At 69.4% G+C, this 22,689-nt stretch carries 20 protein-coding genes; 13 read left to right on the forward strand and 7 right to left on the reverse strand.

The features are described from left to right. The first annotated feature begins 103 nt into the window (after positions 1-103). Both ACH34W_RS26045 and ACH34W_RS26050 read left to right on the forward strand, forming a co-directional pair. Entirely contained in the window at positions 104-2,971 is a 2,868-nt protein-coding gene (locus ACH34W_RS26045; RefSeq protein WP_395963661.1) for an ABC transporter substrate-binding protein, read from the forward strand. A 171-nt stretch (positions 2,972-3,142) separates the two neighbouring features. Further along, the gene (locus ACH34W_RS26050) at positions 3,143-5,542 is read left to right on the forward strand and encodes a SpoIIE family protein phosphatase (RefSeq protein ID WP_395963662.1); all 2,400 of its coding nucleotides are present in this window, start codon (positions 3,143-3,145) and stop codon (positions 5,540-5,542) included. A gap of 52 nt (positions 5,543-5,594) precedes the next feature. On the opposite strand, the gene ACH34W_RS26055 is transcribed toward ACH34W_RS26050, so the two are convergent. Continuing rightward, positions 5,595-8,273 carry a LuxR C-terminal-related transcriptional regulator gene (locus ACH34W_RS26055; RefSeq protein ID WP_395963663.1) on the reverse strand — a complete coding sequence of 893 codons (2,679 nt, stop codon included), beginning with the start codon at positions 8,271-8,273 and terminating at the stop codon, positions 5,595-5,597. A gap of 217 nt (positions 8,274-8,490) precedes the next feature. On the opposite strand from ACH34W_RS26055, the gene ACH34W_RS26060 reads away from it, so the two are divergent. Both ACH34W_RS26060 and ACH34W_RS26065 read left to right on the forward strand, forming a co-directional pair. After that, positions 8,491-9,117 (forward strand): GAP family protein, encoded by a 627-nt coding sequence (locus ACH34W_RS26060; protein ID WP_395963664.1) that lies wholly within the window; start codon positions 8,491-8,493, stop codon positions 9,115-9,117. A 42-nt stretch (positions 9,118-9,159) separates the two neighbouring features. Next, complete coding sequence (locus tag ACH34W_RS26065; RefSeq protein ID WP_395963665.1) at positions 9,160-10,602, forward strand: hypothetical protein; 1,443 nt, start codon at positions 9,160-9,162, stop codon at positions 10,600-10,602. Here ACH34W_RS26065 and ACH34W_RS26070 read toward each other — a convergent pair. Together ACH34W_RS26070 and ACH34W_RS26075 are read right to left on the reverse strand one after the other, a co-directional pair. After that, a complete protein-coding gene (locus ACH34W_RS26070; RefSeq protein WP_395963666.1) occupies positions 10,580-10,966 on the reverse strand; it encodes a hypothetical protein in 387 nt (128 codons plus the stop codon). The two genes, ACH34W_RS26065 and ACH34W_RS26070, sit on opposite strands and share 23 nt — an antisense overlap. A 137-nt stretch (positions 10,967-11,103) precedes the next feature. After that, positions 11,104-11,544: a hypothetical protein gene (locus tag ACH34W_RS26075; RefSeq protein ID WP_395963667.1), complete on the reverse strand. Its 441-nt coding sequence runs from the start codon at positions 11,542-11,544 to the stop codon at positions 11,104-11,106. 273 nt (positions 11,545-11,817) lie between these two features. Here ACH34W_RS26075 and ACH34W_RS26080 point away from each other — a divergent pair, with 273 nt between their 5' ends. Beyond that, entirely contained in the window at positions 11,818-12,438 is a 621-nt protein-coding gene (locus ACH34W_RS26080; RefSeq protein ID WP_395963669.1) for an HdeD family acid-resistance protein, read from the forward strand. Between the two features lie 48 nt (positions 12,439-12,486). On the opposite strand, the gene ACH34W_RS26085 is transcribed toward ACH34W_RS26080, so the two are convergent. Then, positions 12,487-13,308, reverse strand: coding sequence for a class II glutamine amidotransferase (locus tag ACH34W_RS26085; RefSeq protein WP_395963670.1), 822 nt, complete (start codon positions 13,306-13,308; stop codon positions 12,487-12,489). Positions 13,309-13,509: 201 nt separating this feature from the next. On the opposite strand from ACH34W_RS26085, the gene ACH34W_RS26090 reads away from it, so the two are divergent. Then, entirely contained in the window at positions 13,510-14,916 is a 1,407-nt protein-coding gene (locus tag ACH34W_RS26090; RefSeq protein ID WP_395963671.1) for a DUF2252 domain-containing protein, read from the forward strand. A gap of 15 nt (positions 14,917-14,931) precedes the next feature. Here the strand turns inward: ACH34W_RS26090 and ACH34W_RS26095 are convergent, their stop codons facing one another. The 3 genes from ACH34W_RS26095 to ACH34W_RS26105 form a co-directional block, all read right to left on the reverse strand. Then, entirely contained in the window at positions 14,932-16,257 is a 1,326-nt protein-coding gene (locus tag ACH34W_RS26095) for a cation:proton antiporter (RefSeq protein ID WP_395963672.1), read from the reverse strand. Between the two features lie 33 nt (positions 16,258-16,290). Next, on the reverse strand, positions 16,291-16,710 hold the full coding sequence (locus ACH34W_RS26100; RefSeq protein ID WP_395963673.1) for an SHOCT domain-containing protein: 420 nt from the start codon (positions 16,708-16,710) through the stop codon (positions 16,291-16,293). Between the two features lie 188 nt (positions 16,711-16,898). After that, positions 16,899-17,342, reverse strand: coding sequence for a hypothetical protein (locus ACH34W_RS26105; protein WP_395963674.1), 444 nt, complete (start codon positions 17,340-17,342; stop codon positions 16,899-16,901). Between the two features lie 197 nt (positions 17,343-17,539). Between ACH34W_RS26105 and ACH34W_RS26110 the strand changes: the two genes are divergently transcribed. From ACH34W_RS26110 to ACH34W_RS26140, 7 genes are all read left to right on the forward strand, one after another. After that, entirely contained in the window at positions 17,540-18,139 is a 600-nt protein-coding gene (locus tag ACH34W_RS26110; RefSeq protein ID WP_395963676.1) for an RNA polymerase sigma factor, read from the forward strand. Next, complete coding sequence (locus tag ACH34W_RS26115) at positions 18,132-19,343, forward strand: CU044_5270 family protein (RefSeq protein ID WP_395963677.1); 1,212 nt, start codon at positions 18,132-18,134, stop codon at positions 19,341-19,343. The genes ACH34W_RS26110 and ACH34W_RS26115 overlap by 8 nt, the downstream gene beginning before the upstream one ends. A 112-nt stretch (positions 19,344-19,455) precedes the next feature. Beyond that, entirely contained in the window at positions 19,456-19,974 is a 519-nt protein-coding gene (locus tag ACH34W_RS26120) for a DinB family protein (RefSeq protein ID WP_395963678.1), read from the forward strand. A gap of 80 nt (positions 19,975-20,054) precedes the next feature. After that, positions 20,055-20,558: a hypothetical protein gene (locus ACH34W_RS26125; RefSeq protein WP_395963679.1), complete on the forward strand. Its 504-nt coding sequence runs from the start codon at positions 20,055-20,057 to the stop codon at positions 20,556-20,558. A 21-nt stretch (positions 20,559-20,579) separates the two neighbouring features. Continuing rightward, complete coding sequence (locus tag ACH34W_RS26130) at positions 20,580-21,632, forward strand: NAD-dependent epimerase/dehydratase family protein (protein WP_395963681.1); 1,053 nt, start codon at positions 20,580-20,582, stop codon at positions 21,630-21,632. A 236-nt stretch (positions 21,633-21,868) separates the two neighbouring features. After that, positions 21,869-22,393, forward strand: coding sequence for a DUF5753 domain-containing protein (locus tag ACH34W_RS26135; RefSeq protein WP_395963682.1), 525 nt, complete (start codon positions 21,869-21,871; stop codon positions 22,391-22,393). 2 nt (positions 22,394-22,395) lie between these two features. After that, positions 22,396-22,680: a DUF397 domain-containing protein gene (locus tag ACH34W_RS26140; RefSeq protein ID WP_395963683.1), complete on the forward strand. Its 285-nt coding sequence runs from the start codon at positions 22,396-22,398 to the stop codon at positions 22,678-22,680. The last annotated feature ends 9 nt before the right edge of the window (positions 22,681-22,689 follow it).

Below are 22,689 nucleotides of genomic sequence, written 5' to 3' on the forward strand. Positions count from 1 at the left end.
TTTGATCCATCTCTCCGCTGGCCGCGTCGTATGCACCAAAAGGGGCGAATAGCCCATTGGGCAGGGAGCGGCCGGGGGAAGAGAGCGGAAGCGAGGCGTTTGCATGGCGGGCGACGGCGACAGGGTTCTGAGCGGGGACCGGCTGCGCGGAGTGCTCGACCTGTTCGAACGGCTCAGGGGGCGGCCGCCCTGGCGATGGCGCGAGCGGCTGCGCCCGCTGCTCCTCCTGCTCGGCCCCGGCAACCACACCGGCCAGGTGGCCGAGATCTTCACGAAGCGGTGCGAGGACGAGCGGGCACCGGTCTCGCACATCGCCGCGGACACCACCGCCACCGATGTCGCCGGCGTCCTGCGGGAGGCCAAGCGCGAGCTGTCCCAGCCCAGCAGCCGTCCCAGGGGCGAACCGCCGCTGCGGTTCCCGCTCCTGGAGATGGCCCTCTGGCTGCGCGATCTCCGCGAGATCCGGCTGGCCGGAGACAGGCCACCTCCCCGCAACGCCTCGGCAGCCGAACGAGAGAACCACCAACTCGTCCGGGAACTGACCCACCCTCCCATCGGCGACAACGAGAACGCCCGCCGCCGCGAGCTCAACCGGGTCATCCGCCGCCGCGGCCGCGACGTCCTGCGTGACGTGGACGAGGGGCACCGCAGCAGGCCTGCGACCTTCCTGGCCTTCCTCGAACAGATAGCCCCGATCGGGATCGCTGTCGTCGCGCTGGTCAGCGCCGGCACCGCGGCCGCCCTGGACCTCGCGGCGGCCGTGCTGGCGGCGGCGGTCGGGCTGGCGTTCGTGACCGTGCAGATCCTCGCGCGGACGCGCGGCTGGTACGGGGTGCGCAGGTTCGCCTGGTTCCTCAGGCAGCCCTACTTCGATCGCGACCCCACCGGCTTCCTCGGCTTCGCGCTCGGCGTCGTCGACCCGCGCCCGGTCGAACCCGACGACCAAGGGGAGCAGCTCGATCTGCTGCTGGTCGCCGCCTTCCTGGAGGACCTGCGCCGCAACTACCGGCGGGACGTCCGGCGTGCCGCCTGGGCACGGGTCCGCTACCCGGCCCTGGTCTTCGAGCACCTCTCGCCCGGCCATGCCGGTGTGACGTTCATCGAGCTGGCCGAGCGGGTCCGCGCCGACAACCAGCGCGACCGCGCCCTGCCCGACTTCGACCCGCTGGTGATCACGGCCGGCGTCGATCCGACCACGCCCGCCGACGACGCCCCCTCCGCCCCGTCCGGGCCCCGGCTGGTGGACCGGCTCGCGCAGGCCGTCCGCGTGGACCTGTGGCCAGGGGAGCCGGAGAACGTCATCGGCGCGCGTGGCCTGTGGGACCGCTATCGGCGCGAGCAGCAGCGCGTCGGGGCGCTCGGCTTCCGCCGGGAGCTGCGGGTCGACGTCACCCTGGACCCGGGCGGTGACCTCCCCCCGGTACGTCCGGCGCGGCGCCGCCCCCGAATCGCCCATCCAGCCCTGCCCTGGATCGCGATGGTCGCGGTGGCGGCATCGTCCATCTCGGTGATCTCCTTGCAGGCGGTGAAGTACTGCTCCCCCTTCCAGATCAAGCGGACGGAGGACGGCGAGTGCATCGGCATCACCGACGGCTCGTTCCACTTCGGCGAGAACTCCCGGGGCAAGAACAACGACAACCGGCTGTCCCCGGTGATGGCCCGCATCAAATCGCTGAACGACGAGGTCGCGCGGTCGGGCAAGCCCTATGCCACGGTCGTCTATCTCGGCCCCGTGACCGCCGACCCGTCGATCAAGAACCGGCAGATCGACCTGCTCGCCGGCGCCCAGGGCGAGCTGGTCGGGCTGGCCATCGCGCAGCAGCGGTTCAACGACGCCACTCAGAACCTGCGGCTGCGGGTGCTGGTGGCCAACGCCGGCGCCAAGTTCCGGCACGCCGGGCAGGTCGCCGAGCAGATCCGCGAGCTCGCCCTGACGGATCGCTCGATCGTGGCGGTGATCGGCTTCGAGCAGAGCCGCAGGCAGACCCAGGACGCGATCAAAGTGCTGGCCAAGTCGGCGCTGCCCCTGATCGGCACGGCCAACAGCTATAACGGCACAGCCCTGCTCGACCAGGGCGGGAGCTACTCGCCCTACTACTTCCGGCTGGCCCCGCCGAACGCCAGGCTCGCCCGCCACGCGGCGTACTGGGCCCGCAATGGCCAGGTGGGCGGCAGGCGCGCCCGCACCGCAGATGTGATCTATGACGGGGACCCGGACGACCTCTACAGCAAGGACCTGGCCGTCGGCTTCCAGAAGGCGTTCCTGCCCGGCAAGGCGACCATGCTCCCCTACCGCGACCCAGGTGAGCTCGACAAGGCCGTGCGGCAGGCCTGCCTGAACCCGCCGGACCTCTTCTACTACGCGGGCCGGTCCGACGAGTTCCGCTCGTTCGTCAACGTCCTGGAACTCGCCTGCCCCAAGCGGGGGCGGCTGGTGCTGGCCGACGACGAGATCGCCAAGTACGTCAGCGACAACGCCGTCGAGATCGGCCGCAAGGGCACCTTCGAGCTTTACTTCACCCCGCTGGCCGCCCGCGAAGCGTGGACACCCCGCTGGATCGGGGACCAGGCGCCGCAGACCTTCTACTCCGACTACGAGCCCGCCGTCGAGGAGATGGCCGGTAAGGACGCCCCGGCCGACCAGAGGCCGTCGGTGACACGGGCCGCGGTCAGCTACGACGCGGCAACGCTGATCGCGAACGTCGCCAACCGGGTCTTCTGGGAGCAGCGGGCACAGCCGTCGGCGGGCGCGGTGTTCGCGGCGCTGAACGACACCGAACGCGACGTGCTGCGCAACGGAGCGAGCGGCGTGCTCCGTTTCGGCCCTCTTTCCAGCGGCCACCAGGTGCGGGACAAGCCGGTGCTGCTCGCCACGGTGCGGCCCGACGGCACGACCGAGGTCAAGCAGGTCTGCGGCAAACTGGTCGCGAGCAACCAGAACAACAAGGCCGACTGCCCACCCGCAAGCTGAGCTCGCGCAGGCTGAGTTGACGCAACGCGGCCGACGAGCGGGCCCTCACGCATGGTTACAGAGGGCAATGGAGATATTGTAATTTGTAGTACATTTGACGGGCTCTGTTGTAGGTTATGTAGCCTGACCTGCGACAACCGGGGTCCCCTGCGAGGGCGGGAACGGGCAGCGATGGACACCTATAAGAGCATCGGGGGTTCCGGCACGGAGGTCGACGCCGCCGTTGCCGTGGTGGACGAGCGGGGCATCATCGTGTCCTGGAACAGCGCCGCCGAGCGCCTGCTGGGACACGCCGCCGAAGAAGTCATGGGACGTCCCGCTGCGGACCTGCTGGCAGCGGATCTTCCGGCGCCGGCCCGCCAGTGCCTGGCCGAGCAGCGAGCCTGGAACGGCCCCCTCCAGCTGCGGCACCGGGACGGCAGCCGCGTGGACGTGGAGCTGCTGGCCCAGCCGAGCCGCGACGGCGACGGCTCCCTGCGCTGGCTTCTGGTCACTCTCACCGCGCCGCCCGCCGGACAGGACGTGTCCCTCACGGACCGGGCGTTCACCCAGTCGGCCTTCGCCCTCGCGATCAACGCTACGGACCTGCGGTGCCTGCGGGTCAACGAACGCATGTGCCAGATGTGCGGGGTCACCGAGGACGCCCTCCGCGGACGGCGCGTCACCGAGGTCCTGCCCGGCCCTCAATGGGAGGCGCTGGAGCTGTACATGCGCTACGTCCTGCAGACGGGCGAGCCGGTGCACCGGGAGACCTACCGCCGGGTCCCCACCGAGACCCGCGAACGCGCCTGGTCCGTCTCGATCTCCCCGCTGAAGGACGAGACCGGCCGGACGCTGGCCCTGTGGATCGGGGTCCTCGACATCACCGAGCAGTACTGGGCCCGGCAACGGCTCACCCTGCTGAACGAGGCCGGCGCCCGCATCGGCACCACCCTGGACGTCACCCGCACCGCCGAGGAACTGGTCAACACGTTCGTGCCGCGGCTCGCCGACTTCGCGCTCGTCGATCTGCTCGGCGCCATGCTCAGCGGCGACGAGCCGATCCTGGGCCCGCTCACCGGCACGATCGCGCTGCGCCGCGTCGCCCACCAGTCCGTCCACGAGGGCGTCCCCGAGGCCGTGGTCGCCCCGGAGGAGATCGACTTCCATCCGGCGGACTCCCCGATGGCACGCTGCCTGGCCACCGGCACGCCATTGCTGACCACCATCGACGACCCGGCGTTCATGCCCTCGCTCAGCTTCAACCCGGCGCGGGCGGCCAGCGCCCGCACGCACGGGATCCACTCGGTCCTGGCGGTACCGATCCGCGCCCGCGGGGTCGTCCTCGGCGTCGCCGTCCTCGCTCGGGGCCGCCGCCCGGACCGCTTCCAGCAGGACGACGTGCTGCTCGCCGAGGAGCTCACCGCCAGGGCCGCCGTCTGCCTGGACAACGCCCGCCGCTACACGCGCGAGCGCGCAACCGCCCTGGCCCTGCAGCGCAGCCTGCTGCCGCAGCGGCTCCCGGAGCAGTCGGCCGTGGAGGTCGCCACCCACTACCTGCCCGCCAGTTCCCAAGCCGGGGTGGGCGGGGACTGGTTCGACGTGATCCCGCTGTCGGGCGCCCGGGTCGCGCTGGTCGTCGGCGACGTCGTCGGCCACGGCCTGCACGCCTCGGCGACCATGGGCCGGCTGCGCACCGCCGTGCGCACGCTCGCCGACGTCGACCTGCCACCTGACGAACTGCTCACCCGCCTTGACGACATCGTCGGCCGGCTCGGCGCCGAGGCCGAGGCCGACGGCGACGACGACGCCGGGGTGGACATCGGCGCCACCTGCCTGTACGCGGTGTACGACCCGGTCTCGCGCCGGTGCACCCTGGCCCGCGCCGGCCACCCGCTGCCCGTGCTGGTCACCCCGGAGGGCGACGTCGACTTCCTGGACCTGCCCGCCGGCCCTCCGCTCGGACTGGGCGGCCTCCCGTTCGAATGCGCCGAGATCGACCTGCCCGAGGGCAGCACCCTCGCCCTCTACACCGACGGCCTGGTCGAGTCCCGCCACCACGACATCGACGTCGGGCTCGAACGGCTGCGCCGCGCGCTGGCCCATCCGGGCCCGTCCCTGGAGGCCACCTGTGACTCCGTCCTCCAGGCCGTGCTGCCCGACCGTCCCCTGGACGACGTCGCCCTGCTTGTGGCCCGCACCCGCGCCCTGGACTCCGAACGCGTCGCCACCTGGGGTGTGCCCGCCGACCCCGCCCGCGTCGCCGACGCCCGCAAACAGGCGACCAAACAGCTCACCGACTGGGGCCTGGACGACTCCGCCTTCGTCACCGAGCTGATCGTCAGCGAGCTGGTCACCAACGCGATCCGGCACGCCGAGGGCCCGATCCAGCTGCGCCTCATCCGGGACCGGACCCTCATCTGCGAGGTCTCCGACGGCAGCGCCACCGCTCCGCACCTGCGCCAAGCCCGTGCCTTCGACGAGGGCGGGCGCGGCCTGCTCCTGGTGGCACAGCTCACCCAGCGCTGGGGCACCCGCCAGACCCCGCACGGCAAGACCATCTGGGCCGAGGTCGCACCGGCCCTCGGCTGAACAGGCGCGAAGCGCTGCTCAGTGACAGCTGCTCAGTGACAAATGGGGACGCTCACAGGAGGGACAACTCCTGTGCTCGCCGCACCGCCTCTCCTCTTCGCGTCACGGCCAGTTTGCGGTAGATGCTCTTCAAATGGGTTTTGACCGTGTTCGCGGACAGGTACAGGGTCGAGGCGATCTCTTCTGTCGTCATCAACTGCGCCACGGACTGCAGCACCTCCAGTTCCCGCGGGCTGAGCTGCTCCACCGGCGCCGCCCCGTGCCCGTCCGGAGAGACCGCCGACCCGGTTCTCACGGCCAGTCCCAGCGGCTCCAGCAGCAGGTGATACGAGTGCAGCACCTCGGGATCCTGGTCCAGGACGGGGAGCAGCCAGCTTCGTGACATCGCGAAGGGCCGCCTGATCTCCTCGCGTCGGGCCAGGCGGAGAGCCCGGTGCAGGGAGCGGCGGCCTCGACGCCGGTCACCGTTCCGGTAGCACAGACAAGCATCGAGCAACCAGGCCTCGACGAGCACGTCCATCGGCGCCCTGGAGGACTGACGCAGGGCGTCCCTGAGCATCGCGGACACGGCGCCGTCCGCGCCACTGCTCACCTCGACCCGTGCCAGCGCGAGTACCGATTCGAGGGTCGCCCGCCCTCCGGCACGTTCCGCATCCCGCCGTGCCGCCTCGATTTCGCCGCAGGCCACGTGAGCTTCGGCGGCCACAAGGGCCAGCCGGCGTTCGAGCCAGCCGGGCCGCTGGATGATCGCATCGGCCGCTCGCAGGTCTTCCAGGGCGTGCTCGGGCCGTCCCTGGCACAGGTCAGCGCGGGCTTTGACCAGGCGCTGGATGGCGTTCGAGAGGGGATCGGCGTAGCCGTTGAACGCCTGTGCCGCCCGGCCGAGCTCGATCCGGGCCTCTTCGAGGCGCCACCGTTCCACATCGCCCCAGGCACACGCCAGATGTGCCATCGCGACTTCACGGCCCTCCGGTGACGCCGACACATCGGGGAGCCGCCGGGCCCGGTTCGCCAGATGGGCGGCCCGCGCGACGTTGCCGAGCAGGGCCTCGGTGAGCGCCAGATCGCTGAGGCACCGCATCATCTGGGCGTCTCCTCCCGCCTGCTCGGCCGCGGTCAGCGCCTCGCCGAACAGGCGTGCCGCCTCGGGCAGTTCTCCGTGCCACACGTGAGCAGCCCCTTGTCCCGACAGCGCCAGCGCCCTCAGCTCCGGACGGTCGTCGATCAGCCGGCCCGGGCCCTTCCGCAGCAAGGCCGCCGCTTCACCGGAGGCACTGGCCGGGTCGGCGAAGGCGGTCACACCGGGTCGGCAGAGCTCGACGGCCGCCAAGCACAACCGCGCCAGCCCCGCGGCATCGCGCGGCGATCGCCGGAGAACCCTCTTGGCATGGTGCACCGCAGCCGCGCATGAGGCGCCGTCCCCGCGTCTCGCAGCGACCGCAGCGGCCACGATCGCCGGTTCCGGCTCGGCGCTCCTGAGGGCGGTTGCCTCCGGCATCCCTTCGAACAGGCCGGACAGCGTCTCCGGCGGCCTCAGGCCGAGGACGAGACCGATCGCGAGCCGGTCGACGACCATCCGCGTTGCGCACTGCCAGTCCCCCGTCTGGACGGCCTGTCGCACGGCCTCGAGCAGCAGCCCCGACCGCTCGAACCATGCCGCCGCTCGCTGATGCAGTACGGGGACCTTGCCAGGTGATTCATGCCGGAGGATCAGCCGTAGCGCTTCACCGAACATGTGGTGATAGCGATACCAGCCTTGTCCCAGCGGCACCACGAACGCGTTCTGCCGGACCATGTCCGGAAAGGCCCGGCCCGCCTCACCGGCCAGCACGCCTGCCAGCTCGGTATTGACGCGTTGCACGACGCTCGTCGACAGCAGTAGCCGCCGCACGTCGGGCGGCTGGGCATCGACGACCTCCTCCATCAGATAACCGACGACGGCCTGGTCGTCGCCGGCGAACCGGGTGGCGAACGCCTCGGGATCAGGGTGCTTCTCCATCGACATCGCGGCGAGCCTGATTCCTGCGGGCCAGCCGCCCGTTCGCTCGCGGAGCGCTCGTTGCGACGCCTGCGTCAGCCGCACACCGTGCTGGGCCAGAACCTCGGCGATCTCGTCGTCCTCGAAGGCCAGGTCATCGGCACGGATCTCGGTCAGTTCGCCTGCGAGCCGATGGCGGTGGAGCGGAAGGGGCGAATCACTGCGCGAGAGAACGACTGCCCGGAAACCCGGACCCGCATGGCGCAGCAGATGGTTCACCACCTCGGCGGGTGCCGTGCCGGGCCTCGCAGGGAAGTCGTCGACCACGACCGCGATGGGGGTGCCGGCGTCCAGAAGGGCCGCCGTGATCGCTGTGATCATGTCCTTCCCCTGGACATCGGTGTCGCAGGGACCTTGCAGCGTGGCGGCCACGTCGATGCCCGCTTGGGCCAGGCTCCTGCTCAGGGAGACGCAGAACCCCTGGACGGTCTCCGTCGAATCGTCACAGGCGACCCAGCAGGTGATCGGTTGCGGCGATCCCGTCCCATTGGCCGCCCACGCCAGCGCCGTGATCGTCTTTCCCGCCCCCGGAGGCCCGGTGATCACGGTGAGCTCGCCCCGGACCCCGGCGCGCACGCGTTCGGTCAGGCGGGGACGCGCGATGACCCAGTCGGGAAGGTGCGGCAAGGAGCCGGTCGGTTCGCGTCTCTTGTCCGTCGCCGGTTCATCCGTGGAAGCCCTCCCCGCGATCATGAAGCTCACCCCCGAGAGGGGTCGTTGTGCGATTCAGTGGCGCTTCGGCCAGGGTGACCCCCCGTATTCCCCTCCCTACCCCTCGGCGCTCCACCTCACCTTGTCTGGGTGATGCCGTCCCGTCGGGGCTCGAATAACCATGTGCAGGAAGGCGTCGGTCGCCCCGGGCACGAATCGGCGGAGGGGAATCGCAGCGCTGATGCCGGAGGGAGGAAGCTTGGATCTCCGGGTGCTTCCGCTGGCCGTCACCATGATGGTGGGACCGCAGATCATGTCCGCCATCATCCTGGTGACCACCAAGCAGGCCGTACGCGCGTCCCTGGCCTTCCTCCTGGGCGTGGCCACCGCCACGGTGGCCGGAGTCGCCATCAGCCGGGGCGTCTTCGCGCTGCTGGGCAGTGGCGTCTCGCTTGGCAGCCCTTCCGACACCGGATCGGCGGGGACCATCATCCAGCTCGCACTCGTCGCCCTCCTGCTCGCCGCGGCGGTGAAGAGCTATGTGAAGCGGGAGACGGCCACGCCGCCCAAGTGGCTCGGCACGCTGATGGACGCGGATCCCGGCCGGGCACTCACGATCGGCTTTCTGGTGATCATGCTGATGCCCTCGGACATCGTGATCATGCTGACGGTGGGTGCAAACCTGGAACACAACGACGCGGGCGTGACCGCGGCACTGCCGTTCATCGCCGCCACCGTTGTGATCGCAGCGCTGCCACTGCTGGCCCTGCTGATCTTCCGCAAGCACGCGGACCAGGCCATGCCCCGGGTCCGGGAATGGATCAACACCCACAGCTGGGTGGTCAACATCGCCGCCTACGTGATCTTCATCGTGCTCATCGTCTGATCGCGTGATCTGGAACCTGGTCGTTGCGAGGGGTGATCCCACATGAGCGAGTCCGACCGCCGGCCGGACGACGGACCCGGCCTGCGGGAATCCACGGCCGGCGACACCGCCGAGATGGAGCGGGAACTGGAGCGGCTGCGCGCCGAGACGGCGGAGCTGCGCGCTCGCCTCGCGAAGGCGGAAGCGAAGGCAGGGGCGGAGGCGAAGGCAGAGGCTCCCGTCCGCGCTGCCCGTCCCGCCCTGTTGCTCGTACGACAGGCGATCGCCGCGGTGCTCATCACTCTGGCCGCCTTCGGCGTTGTCGCGTCCGTCATCGGCATCTGGGGAGCGCGCACCACACTCGACACCGACCGATGGGTGGCCACCGTCGCACCGCTGCCCCGGAACCCTGAAGTCAACGCCGCCGTGGCGACCTACCTCACCGACGAGATCTTCAAACGGCTCAACGCGCAACAGCGGGTGGCCGAGGCGCTGCCGCCCAAGGCCGCCTTCCTGGCCGCGCCCACGACGGACGCCGTACGGAATTACCTGCGCGGCCGAATCCAGAACTTCATGGCGACCGAGCAATTCCAGACCCTGTGGAACAACGCCAGCCGCACCGCCCACAACGCCATCCTGGCCGTCCTGGAGGGCAGGAGCGAAGTGGTGTCGGCCGGGAACGACACCGTGACGTTGAACCTGCTGCCGATCGTCAACAACGCCCTCGTCAGAATCGAGAGCGAGCTGCCCACCCTGTTCGGCAGGCAACTCGACCTGCCGGCGCTGTCCTCCGGGGAGATCCCGCCAGGTCTGCGGGCGCGCATCGAAAAGGCCCTCGGTGTCTCGCTGCCCGCCGACTTCGCCCAGATCACGCTGTACGACCGGGACGAGCTCGGTCAGCTGCAGCAGGCGGTGCTGGTGTTCAAGCGCTCCGTCGTCCTCCTGGTGACCGGCACCCTGGTGCTCTTCGCGCTGGCCCTGGCGATCTCCCCGCGGCGTCGCCGCACCCTCCTGCAGTTCGGTGTCGCGCTCGCCGTCTTCGTGACCGTGATGTCGGCCGTGCTCCGGGCTGTGAGAGACCAGTTGCTCGCCCAGGTGCCCGAAGGGGTGTACCAGCAGGGTGCCTCGGTCGCCATGCACGAGGTGTTCACCACCCTGCGGGTGCGCGGCGACCAGCTGCTCTGGATCGGCGTCGCGATCGCCGTGCTGGCCTACCTCGTGGGCCCCGGGCGTCTTCCCGTCGTCCTGCGCCGGTACACCGTCTCCGGAGCACGCGAGGCTGCGCGGGCCGCGCGCAGGGTGGGCACGAGCGACGAGCTCAGGCGATGGGCGGCACACAACCTCGACCCGCTGCGGATCGGCGGAGTCGTCGCGGCGGTGTTGGTCGCCCTGCTGTTCTCCTCATGGACGGCGTTCCTGGTCATCGTGCTCCTGCTGGCCGGATACGAGGTCCTCGTCACCCTGCTCGCCCGGTGGGGCGGTCTCAGTGCGACAAGATCACCTTGAGGGCGACGATGATCAGCCCCAGGAACAGATTGACCAGGGCCGACGCGACAACCATTCCCGCTCGCGCGCCCGCCTGGAGCGAGGCCGCCATACCCCAGCCGGCCTGACAGGCCAGAGCCACCAGAAGCGCCAGCCAGGCGGTCGTGGCGTCGGCCAGCCCCAGGAGCCAGCCCGCGCAGACCATCGCGGCCGGAGGGAAAGCGGCCTGGACCAGCGGCCAGTCGGCGGCACCGACGGACCTGATCTCCGCCCACCTCCACGCCTTGCCCCGCGCGCGATCACCCGTCAACCTGGCGTAGACGTGCGCCAGCCAGAACACCAGTCCCGTGGCCAGCAGCAGTGCCACCAGCAACGGAGCCGGCATCGGATCCTCGCGCGAACCTGATCCGGCGATCACCGAAGCGGCCAGCAACGATCCGTACACCGCGTCCGTGTAGTCGGCGCGCGTCAGGGCGTCGGCGGTCGAGCTGTCCCCGACCTTCCTCGAATTCGAGGCGCCTCTCAATCCCAGGTGCCGCCGCTAGCAGCCCTATGCGAGTACTTCGCCAGACCCCAGATCACCGCGACGTCCAGCGCGATGATCACCATGGACCACACCGGGTAGTACGGCAGGAACATGAAGTTCGCGATGGCGCTCAGCACCGCCAGGGCCATGCCGACGGCGCGAGCCCAGGCCTGCCCGGTGAACACAGCGACTCCGGCCGCGACCACCACGAGCCCGAGCACCAGGTGGATCCAGCCCCACGTCGTCACGTCCCACTTGAAGGCGTAGTCGCCGCGGATCAGATACAGGTCGTTCTCGAGGATGGCGACGAACCCCGCGATCGCCCCGAAGACCCCGGCCATGATCATCATGACTGCGGCGAAGAGGGCGAGCCCGACCGCCCAGGCGCTCACCGGCGCACGGTCTACCTTCTCCTGAGGACGCGCTCTCTGAGTCATCTCAACTCCTGTTGCCATCGGAACGAGTGGAATCGGGCCCATCGTCCGCCCATTGGGACGGTGTCCATATCACCCTCTGCGGATGAGTTTGTAGAGGTGAGCCCGCGAACACCCCCGAAGCGATCTCGTCATTTCGCTCTCAACGGCCGGCCATTCACCCGCCACGGATGATGCGGCCCGCGCACCGCCGCTGGTGCGCTCTAGCCAAGACCGCACCAGCTCCATCAACGCATGTGCGGAACCGAGCGATCACCTGTGATCGAGGAGGACCTCATGACCTCAGCGATACCTCCAGGAGCGATCGGGTCGGCGAGCCCGCAGACGTCCGGCACGCTCATCACGCGGCTGGCGACCGGCGCCTGGGGCATCGGCGTGGCCGCCGGGACCATCTCGGCATTGCTGGGCCTGGCCATCGTGACGTGGCCGGACGCCACCATCGGGGTCGTGGCCGTCCTCTTCGGCCTGAAGCTGGTGATCCACGGTGTGTACCGGGTCGTGCAGGCCATCGCGGCCGACGAGGCGAGCGGAAGCACCCGCGTTCTGCTCACCCTGGTAGGCGTGCTGTCGCTGTCCATCGGCGTGCTCGTCATGCGCGACCCGCTCCAGACCGTCGAGCTCCTGGCCATCCTCTTCGGCCTGTTCTGGCTGATCAGCGGCACCGTCGGACTCGTCGCCACGCTGACGGAGCCATCCCTGCCGGGGCGCGGCGGGGCGGCTTCCCTGGCGGGCCTGTGCATCCTCGCAGGGCTCGTCCTGCTCCTCTGGCCCGGGATCACCCTGACCGCGCTGACGTGGCTCTTCGGCCTGTGGCTCATCACCTGGGGGCTACTGACCGTGGCCCTCACCCTGTGGATCCGGCACGCCGACAGGCAACTGGCGGGCACGGGCCGATGACCTGGCGGGCACGGGCCGATGACCGATCCTTTGCCCGGCCCTATGAGCTCATCCAGGCTCTACCGGGCTCAGGGGGCGGATTTCCTGCCGGCCGGGACCGACGATCCCGCAAGAGCTCTCAGGCACCTCGTTCCACGCGCCTTGGAGATCGCGCAGTGGCTCCGAGACGACGAACCGCGTGGCGGTCCCCAGCTCATGGAGTACTTCAAGCTCCGGATGGAGCTTCCGTAGCTGCACGACGTCGGTGGAGTAGAAAAGGGACCTCGATCGTCCTTCACTGGAGTAGCGGAAGGCCCAGATCGACTCGCCGTCGCTCGTGGCCACGGTCATCTGGACCGGAAGGGCGATGCCGTGGCGCCGGCCGGATGCCTCGACGAAGCCAATGGCGCGGGCGACCGCACCCGGGGGGTCATCGGTCAGCCCGTACGTGAGCGCCAGGTAGAACAGGGCCTCCGAGTCGGTCGATCCCTCGATCTCGGGGTACAGCGACGGGTCCACCGCCAGCATCATGTCGCGCTTGAGGTCGTGGAATCCCGCGATGGCCCCGTTGTGCATCCACAGCCAACGGTCGTACCGGAAGGGATGGCAGTTGCTGCGCTGCACCGGTGTGCCGGTGGAGGCCCGGATGTGCGCGAACAGCAGCGGAGTGCGGATCTGCCGGGCGATCTCACGCAGGTTCGGGTCGTTCCAGGCCGGATCGGTGTTCTTGAACACCGCGGGGACCGGACCGTCGCCGTACCAGCCCATTCCGAAACCGTCGCCGTTGGTCGTCTCCACCCCGAGACGGGCGTGCATGCTCTGGTCGATGAGGGAATGATGCGGTCTGAACAGCAGGTCCTCGGCGGGAAGGGGATCACCGAAATAGGCCATCCATCTGCACATCGCTACCTCGCATCGATCAGACGCCGACAGTGCGTCGCATGAGCTCGGTTGGGCCAGGCCAAGGTCGATGTCCTCGCCCTCATCTCATTCCAGGGCTGGAGCGCGGACCGTGCATCACCTCATCTGGGTGATGCGGACCAGACGCAATGGCGACGCAATAGCGACAAGTGTGTATGGGGAGGCCTGGCCATGACGACGACCCGTAGCGATCACCCGAGCCCTTCCGAGCGTGCCGGGTACGGCAAGGCCGCGCGTGTGGAAGTCCCCCGCAGCGGTCACGCCGGATTCGAGCCGGACGAGAAGCGTCCGGATCCCATCGACGTCCTCGAGCGGCAGTCCGCCGAGCGCGTACCGGAACTGGTGCCGATCCGGTATGGCCGCATGCTGGAGTCACCGTTCCGGTTCTACCGGGGCGCAGCCGCGATCATGGCCGCGGATCTGGGGGCCGTGCCCCACACGGGGATCACGACACAGCTGTGCGGCGACGCGCACCTGCTGAACTTCCGGCTCCTCGCCTCACCCGAGCGTCATCTGATCTTCGACATCAACGACTTCGACGAGACCCTGCCCGGCCCGTTCGAATGGGACGTCAAGCGGCTCGCCACCAGCCTCGTCATCGCCGCCCGCGCCAACGCCTTCACGGTGGGGGAGCGCAGCGCCATCGTGCAGAGCTGCGTCCGCGCCTACCGGCAGCGGATGCACGACTTCGCCGGCATGCGCACCCTCGACGTCTGGTACGCCCAGGACGACGCCGACCAGATCCAGGCGATCTTGTCGGACCGGCTGAACAAGACCCTCCGCCGGCGGGCCTCCCGAGCGATGGCCAAGGCCCGCACCCATGACAACGTTCAGGCATTCGAGAAGCTCACGCGGCTGACCGATGGCGGCGTGCGCCGTATCAACCCCGATCCGCCGCTGATCACCCCCATCGGGGATCTGCTTCCGGACGCGGAACGCGCCGAGCTCGAGCAGACGCTGCGAGGGCTGATCGACAGCTACGGCCGCAGCCTCTCCCTTGAGCGCCGGTATCTGCTCAGCCGGTTCCATCCGGTGGACATGGCACGCAAGGTGGTCGGTGTCGGCAGTGTCGGCACCCGCTGCTGGATCATCCTGATGCTGGGCAGGGACGACGAGGACCCGCTGCTGCTGCAGGCCAAGGAGGCCGGGGAGTCGGTCCTCGCCCCGTACGCCGCCGCCGGTCAGCACGACAACCAGGGCCAGCGCGTCGTGGCCGGGCAACGGCTGATGCAGGCGGCCGGCGACATCTTCCTGGGTTGGGACAGAGTCGCCGGTATCGACGGCCGCCGACGCGACTTCTATGTGCGGCAGTTGCGCGATTGGAAGGGAATCGCCCGGCCCGAGACGATGCCGCCGGACGTGATGGAGCTCTTCGCCCAGCTGTGCGGGGCATCCCTGGCCCGGGCCCACGCACGCTCCGGTGATCCGATCGCCATCGCCGCCTACCTTGGCAGGGGCGATGTCTTTGACCGGGCCCTGGTGAAGTTCGCCGAGAGTTACGCCGACCAGAACGAACGCGATCACCAGGCCTTGGCCGACGCCGTACAAGGCGACCGCGTCACCGCCCAGAGCAGCTGAGAGCAGAGAGGCCCACTACCGGTCCGTGGGCCCCGCAAGCTGATCCAGGGAACCGAACCTGCGGCGCCCCGCAGCCGGTGCGACAGGCATGTTCTCGCGGAGTCCCTTGGTCGTCGCCGTGGTCTTGCCGTACCAGCGGCCGTACCGTGCGGCGAGGGGCACGGCCGACACGCCGTGCAGCAGGACACTGAGGCCGACGGTGACCGCCACCACACGGCCCAGCACCTCCACCCCCTGAACCTGATCCTCCACCACCAGCAGCGCCAGCACGATCGACGCCAGGCCGCGCGGGCCGAACCACCCGATGTAGGCCACCGTCGGCGGCCGCAGCCCGCTGCCGACGAGAGCGAGGGCCACCGGCAACATCCGGACGACGGTAAGGCTGAGCAGCGCGTACAGGACGATCTGCCAGCTCAGATGCTCCAGCGCCGGACCGAGCAGCACCGCCCCGAAGACCAGCAGGCTGAGCGACGCCAGCAGCCCGCCCAGATCCTCGGCGAAATCGGCCGTGCGATCCGGCCCTTCCACCTCGCCGCCGGCTCGCGGGCGGCGCAGGGCGACGCCGAAGGCGAATCCGGCGACCCAGGCCGCGATGAATCCGCTGCCGTCCGTGACGACGGCGAGCCCGTAGGCCACGGCTGCGACGGCGGGCACGTAGAGCTGCTGCCATTCCCGAGTGACCCACGCTCGTGCCCGGGACCACTGCAGCAGCCAGCCGCCCAGACCGCCGACGAGCAGTCCCAGAACGGCGCTCAGCACGAGCGCGCGCCAGAAGACGCCGGTCACACCCTCCTCCGAGGCGGACGTGCCGGGGACACCGGCCAGGAACAGAAGGAAGAACGGCAGCACCATTCCGTCGTTAAGCCCGCTCTCGACGTTGAGGCCCTCGCGAACCAGCGGCGGAACGCGGGGGTCGGAAATGGCGATCTTGCCCAGGGCGGCGTCGGTGGGCGCGAGGATCGCGCCGACGAGCGCGAGTTCCCATCCGGTCAGGCCGGGCAGCAGGGGCCAGGCCAGCAGCCAGCCTGCGGCGATGCTCAGCGGCAGCCCGATGCCCAGCAGCCGGCTGGGCAAGAAGCCCCCGGTCCGAAGGTCCCGTAGGCGGACCGTCATGGCGTCGGTGAACAGCACCAGTGTCAGGGCCGCCTCGATCAGCACGAGAATCGGCGCGGCCTCGCGTTCCAGGTCGATGATGCCGAGCGCCGCGGGCCCGAAGAGAATCCCGGTGCCCAGGAAAACGATCGCCGACGTCACCGGCGTCGATGACAGCCGGCGCGATCCCAGCGCGTACGCGGCGGTGACCCCTGCCACCGCGACGCACGCCCAGGCTCCGCTGCTCATGACCCTGATCCGGGAGCCGTGGTGAGCGGTGGTTCAGGCAAGGATCTTGGTCTTGGCCCGCTCGTACTCCGCGTCGCTGATGTCGCCGTGGTTCTTGAGTTCGGCGAGCTTGGTCAGCTCCTCGGCGCTCGTGCGCTCCGGGGTTTCGGCGGCCTCGCGGACGTAGGCGCGGAATTGCTCGTCGCGCTTCTCCATCGCGCGCATGTCGCGTTCCCCCATGTGCTTGCCCCGCGCGATCAGGTACACGAAGGCACCGAGGAAGGGCAGCACGATGACGAAGATCGTCCACCCCGCCTTGCCCCAGCCGCTCAACCGGTCGTCGCGGAAGACGTCGGCGAAGATCCTGAAGATCAGCATCAGGAACACAACCCACAGGAAGAACCACAGCATGGTCCAGAAGATGTTCAGCAAGGGGTAGTCAGTCGCGGCGACGGGGTAGGCGAGGTCGTTCATGATCATCCTCCTGACGTCGGCCCCTCCTCATCCACTGCGGCCGACGCTCGTTGAACCCGGCGGCACCGGCATCACCCACGGCAGGTGATTCTCGTGATCGCAGTAGGCGCAACGACCGACAGTCCTGGGAGGAACGACAGGCAGGGCGGGCGATCGCCCGCCCTGCCTGTTGTTCACCGCGTCGCTGGTCAGCGGACGGGAAGCCGCTTCATGGCGAGGGCGGCGCCGTCCGCCTTGAACGGGCGGCCCCTGTAGTCCGGGGTGGACGTGAACTTCTTCGACTTGCCCTTGCCGCAGACGGCGCCGCGGTCGACGTCGAGGATCTTGGCCTTCTTCTTGCCGTCCTTGCCCTTCACCGCGATGGCCCACCAGACGGTCACCTGGACACACCGGCGGTCGTCCATGCGGTCGGTCATGACGCCCTTGATGGCCTTGAGGCTCGCGTAGCCGCGGACGGCGCCCCAGGACCTGACGCCGCTGAACTTCTTGGCGGCGACAGTGGCGGACGTCGAGTCCGCCTGGACGGACGCGACGCGGACGGCGTCAGTGGCCTGGGCGGTGCCGGTGGTGGCGACCATCGCGCCGCCGGCCACGGCGAACGCGGCGGCGGTGGTGAGGAGGCGGGTCTTCATATGTGTTCGTCCTCTGCACTCGATCTTGGTGGATCAAGGGACGAACTTAGATGATCTTAGCTCTCCGCGCATACGGAACGAGACGGAATGTTCACTCAAAACGAGACGCAACCGGGGCGGGGGGTTCGGGATAGAGGAGGGTGTCAGCCACCCCCGAGTCCCCGGAGGATCCACCTCATGAAGGAAGACGCCGGCCTATGGCCACGGCGAGAGCGGTGAGCGGTCATGCCGGGGAGAAGCTGGACGATCTCGGGATCGTCCAAGCCTCCCTGGATGATCCGGAGGCGTTCGGTGAATTGTTCCGTCGCCACGCGCCACGACTCCATGCGTACATCAAACGGCGTCTAGGGCTGCCGCTCGCCGACGACCTCGTGTCGGAGACGTTCACCATCGCGTTCAGGCAGCGCGAGCGGTTCGACGGGCGGGCGGAGTTCAGCGCCTGGCTGTGGGGCATCGCGAGCAACCTGATCGCGAAGCACCACCGGCAGGAGAGCCGCATGTACCGGGCGTTCGCCCGTACCGGCATCGACCCCGCTGAGGACGGCGTCGCGGAACTGGCCAGCGACCGCGCGGCGGCCTCCGCACTCGGCCCCTCCCTCGCGAAGGCCCTCGCCAGGCTGAGCGCGCAGGACCGCAGCGCCGTGTTGCTGCTCGCGTGGGGCGAGCTGTCGTACGCCGAGATCGCAGCCACCTTGGATCTGCCGCTCGGCACCGTCAAAGCCAAGATTCACCGGGTCCGGGCGAAGCTCCGCCAAGCCCTCCCGCAGGAGAAGCTCGAGGAGAAGAACGATGGATGAGCTCGACGCGCTACGCCAGATGCGGACGACGCTCGCACGCGAGGAAAACCCGGACCAGCTCGCCCTGCGCGCCGGGTGGCGGGTGGGCGCCTCGCCCCAGCGGCGACGGCGCGCCTTCAAACTGCCGATGGTGAGCCTGGCGGCGGTGACGGCCGTGGCGGCCGGCTCGGTGGCCGTTCTCACTCTGCCGTCGGATCCCGTCGGCACCGGTACGGGGGGCCCAGGCAAGGCGGGCACCGTTCCCGCGCCGGGCAACGCGCTCCTGGTCGCCGCTACCAGCGCGGAGAAGGGCAAGGTCGGGAAGTACTGGCACTCGAGACTGATCATCGGCGAGATCTTCGCGGTCGGGAAGAGCGCCGCGGATCATTACAAGGTCGATTATGTGCAGCGGAGCGAAGGCTGGGTCGGCCGGAACGGCAACGGCTGGTGGGGCAACCAGGACCTGCCTGCCCGACCCTGGACCGCCCAGGACAAGCAGAAATGGCAGGCGGCCGGATCTCCCGCGCAAGTGGAGGCCCCATCGGCCGAAGGACCCATCGTCCTGTTCCTGAAGAACGAGAACACGGGCATGGCGGTACGCCCAAACCCCGACCAGAGCTTCCATGGCCTGACACCCAAACAGTTCGCCGCGCTGCCGGCCGAGCCCGCGAAGCTGCAGGAGGCGCTGCTGGACCTCAAAGATCACTGGCAGGCGTACGCGCCCGACGGTCCGAAGCAACCGATGCGGACCCTGCGTGGCAAGGCGCGCATCCGGGCGCTGAGCGATGTGGCCGGCACGCTGCTGTCCACCGCGCCCGCTTCCCCGGCGGTACGGGCCGCCGCGTACCGGATGCTCGCCACCCTGCCCGGCGTCAAGGCCGAGGGCAGGACGACCGACCCCCTCGGCCGTACCGGAACGGTGATCTCGCTCCCGGTGGCGACGACCATGCCGCTCGGGCTCTACACCGCGCCCAAGCAGCTCGGCACCTACCGGCGCCAATGGATCATCGACCCCGCCACCGGAGCGCTGATGGCCATCCGGGACCTGGTGGCGACGCCGCCGCGGGGCAGCCGGAAGCTCCCTCCGGGCGATGACGGCAAGCCGCGCAGCCTGCAGGTCAAGGACATGCCCGACCGATTCCACAAGCCGGGCGAAATCGCCTCGTACAAGGCATACGAGCTCGGGGAGTGGACCGACACCGAGCCGAAGCTGCCACCTCAGTAACCCGGCGGCGACACCGATCAAGGCGCGGGGCAGATGGCCGTCATCAGCCCCGCGCCCTGCGGTGCGAAAAATCGATTCATGATCGTGGAGGCGGTATGCCAGGGTCGGTCCGATGAAGACCTCACGAAGTGATCTGCTGCGCTGGCAGTTCGAGCTGACCTGGTCGTTGTTCGAGTACCACTTGGAACGGCTCGTACCCGACGACTTCCTCTGGGAGCCATCGCCGCTCTGCTGGACCGTCCATCCCGCGGCCGACGGCACCTGGGTGCCGGACTTTGCGGAGACCGAGCCGGACCCCGTCCCCGTCCCGACGATCGCCTGGCTGACCTGGCATATCGGCTGGTGGTGGACCACGATCATCGATCACGCCGAGGGAAGGCCGCCGCGGGAGCGCACCGAGATCACCTGGCCGGGCGAGAACGCGGCCGTCGAATGGCTGCGCGGTCTCCGCAAGGACTGGCTGGCCGCCCTGGACCGGCTCACCGACGCAGACCTCGACGCCACCGCCCCGTTCCCCTGGCCGAACGACCCCGACCACACGATCGCCCACATGATCGGCTGGGTGAACGCCGAACTCATGAAGAACGTCGCCGAGATCGGCTCGCTCCGCCTCCAGCACGCGGCGCGCTGAGCCCGCCCGCCAGAGGTGGGGTTCGCTTCCGTTTTGACGGGCAGAGACCTTCGAGAGAACGCTCGGAGGAGGGCTCGATCATGACGAAGACCGGTAAGGCCGCAGGTCAGACCGGTCTGCTCGGGATCTATCTGAATGATCATCTGGCGGGTGCCACGACCGGGGCCGAGCTGGCGCGGCGGGTCGCCGCCGCCAAGCGCGACGCCCCGGGCAGCGAGGTGCTGCAGGGGCTGGCGAAGGAGATCGCCGAGGACCGTGCGGCGCTGCTGAAGATCATGGCTGCGCTCGGCGTCCCGGTCCGGCACTACAAGGTCATGGGTGCCTGGGCGGCCGAGAAGGCCGGCCGGTTGAAGCCCAACGGCAGGATCGTCCGACGGTCGCCGCTGAGCGACCTCGTCGAGCTTGAGATGTTGCGGCTCGGCGTGGAGGGCAAGTCCGCCCTGTGGGCCGCGTTGCGGACCCGGGCCGAGAGCCTTCCCGCACTGGACGGCGAACGGCTGGACGGCCTGCTCTCGCGGGCACAACGCCAGTCCGAACTGATCGAAGACCTGCGCCTGCGCGTCGCCGCCGAAGCGTTGCGATAACTCGGGGGAAGGGAAATCGTCATGCGGATCGTCGTCATCGGAGCCACCGGCAACATCGGAACGAGCACCATACGGGCCTTGAGCAAGGACCCGCAGGTCACCTCGATCCGCGGGCTGGCACGCCGGCTGCCGGAGTGGAAGGGCGACAAGACCGACTGGGCCGTCGCCGACGTGCGGAAGACCGATCTGGTCCCGTTGCTGCGTGGTGCGGACGTGGTCGTTCATCTGGCCTGGTTGTTCCAGCCGACGCACAACCGGGTCGCCACGTGGCGCAACAACGTGCTGGGCACCGAACGGGTGCTGCGTGCCGTGGTCGAGGCCAAGGTCCCGGCGCTCGTCTGCTCCTCATCCGTCGGGGCCTACTCTCCAGGGCCCAAAAACCGTGCCGTGGATGAGACCTGGCCGACGCACGGCTGGCCCACGGCGGCGTACGGACGGGAGAAGGCCTACGTCGAGCGGCTGCTCGACGTATTCGAGCGAGACCATCCGGAATGCCGGGTCGTACGGATGCGGCCTGGGTTCTGCTTCATGTACGAATCGGCACCCGAGCAGCGGCGCCTGTTCGCGGGGCCCCTCCTGCCCGGCCGGCTGGCCCGGCCGGGACTGATCCCGTTCGTGCCCGACCTGCCCGGCCTGCGGTTCCAGGTGCTGCACTCGGCCGATGCGGGTGAGGCCTTCCGGCTGGCGGCCACCAAGAAGGACGTGCGCGGGCCGTTCAACATCGCGGCCGAACCGGTCATCGACCCCGCCCAGCTGGCCGACCTCCTCAATGCCCGCTTGGTGCGGATCCCCCTGCGGGCAGCCCGCGCCGCCATGACCGCGGCCTGGTCAATGCACCTCATCCCGGCCTCACCCCAGCTGCTCGACCTCGCCCTGCAAGTCCCGATCATGGACACCGGCCGGGCGCGTGACGAGCTCGGCTGGACACCGGCACGCACCGCACGGGAAGCGTTGCAGGAGTTCATGAGCGGGCTGCGCGAGGGCGAGGGGATGGAGACGCCGCCATTGGCACCGGCCACGGGCGGGCCCACCCGGATCAAGGAGTTCGTCACGGGGGCCGGCCGCAAACCCTGACAAGTCCTGCGAGGCCATGCGAGGCATCGCCTTCGCTCCGCTCGGACAGCCTCATTGGGGCTCCGCCCCAAACCCGGTGTGGGGGCTCCGCCCCCACACCGCCGCCCCCTTCAATTCCCATGCCCGAGAGCGGCGGAGACCCAGGGCGTCAACCACGCGGCCAATTCACGTGCCGCTTTCTCGACGTCCGTGCAGGGGGCGAGGTAGGGGCCCGAGCACGCCATGAACCACCAATCATGGAGCTCTCGGACCACGGTCACGCGGTCTTCGGCGCGCTGCTGATCAGCGGGCTGTTCCAGACGGAGGCCTACTCTCGTGCCGTCCTCGGAGGCATGGGTGACCGCAACCTCGACGAGCTCGTCGCCCGACGGCTGGAACGTCAGGCGATCCTGGCCCGCGACAACCCACCCCACGTCACGCACACCATCGATGAGCGTGTGTTGCGCTACGTCATCGGGAGCCGGGACACCCAAAGGGAGCAGCTCCAGGCGCTGCTGGAGGCGAGTGAGCAGCCGAACATCACGATCAACGTCGTCCCAGACGGCCGGGGTTACTACCCAGGCCTCGCAGGAGGCTTCACCCTCCTCGGGTTCGACGACGGAGCTCAGGCCGTCTATACGGAGTCGGCAGGAGCGGGGATGCTGATCGAGCAGCCATCACGTGTCGCTGACTACGTCATACGGTTTGACTTGATCAGGGCCCGCGCGCTCCCCATCGAGGAGTCACGGACGCTGATCCGAACCGCGAGGGACGAAGTATGAGCATGTTGAATCTGTCTGCCGCGCAGTGGCGGAAGAGCAGCCGCAGCGCTCACCAGGGCGGCGAATGCGTCGAGGTCGCCTGGCTCTCCCTGGATCTGTCCACCGCCCAGTGGCGGAAGAGCAGCCGCAGCGCTCACCAGGGCGGCGAATGCGTGGAGGTCGCCGACCTCCACGCCGCCGTGGGCGTTCGTGACTCAAAAGCTCCTGAGGCGGGGCACCTGTCATTGTCGGCGGCAGGCTTCGCAGACCTCGTCGCCCGAGTGAAGCGGGACGAGCTGAACCTCTAGGCGCGATCC

Origin of the sequence: Actinomadura sp. 6N118 (genome assembly GCF_044326415.1) — a bacterium.
Classification (GTDB): Bacteria; Actinomycetota; Actinomycetes; order Streptosporangiales; family Streptosporangiaceae; genus Spirillospora.